The organism is Psychrobacter sp. 1Y4 (genome assembly GCF_051847555.1).
Window position 1 is genome coordinate 1 of sequence record NZ_JBPYDE010001019.1, and the last position, 548, is coordinate 548.

Sequence of the window (548 nt, forward strand, 5' to 3'; positions counted from 1 at the left end):
GACCAATCATGTCAATTAAGCGTAACTGTTGCTCAAGCCAATGCGCATGGTCTTCTTCAGTATCTTTTAGCTGCTCAACGAGCATCTCACGTGTGACATAGTCGTGCTCTGCTTCACAAAGCGCAATGCCTTCTTTTAGATGTTTCTGTACTTTATATTCTAAATCAAGGTCAATTTGCAACATCTCAGGGACAGTGCTGCCGATATTGATCGTATCAACCGTCATTTTTGGCGTACCACTTAGCATCAGGATACGACGGATAATTGCTTGTGCGTGTAGTGTCTCATCTTCCATTTCATGATGGATACGATCATACAGTTTGCCATAATGCCATTCAGCATACATCTCTGAATGGATAAAATACTGGTCACGTGCAGCCAGCTCGCCGCCTAACAAGAAATTCAAATAATCAATGACTTTTTGACTGCCTATCATAATGTACACTCCTCTATTTATTTTTTACAGACCATTATATATCCACATTTTTACATATAAAGACAGCGGAATCGGTAAACTGATCAGTAAAGGGTCAAATCAACAAAACGTC

1 protein-coding gene is annotated in these 548 nt (G+C 40.0%); it reads right to left on the reverse strand.

The annotated features are described in order from the left end of the window. Positions 1–436, reverse strand: a 436-nt coding sequence (gene bfr / locus ACS8FC_RS20180) for a bacterioferritin (protein WP_439298094.1), incomplete at its 3' end; no start/stop codon positions are given. Positions 437–548: the final 112 nt, after the last annotated feature.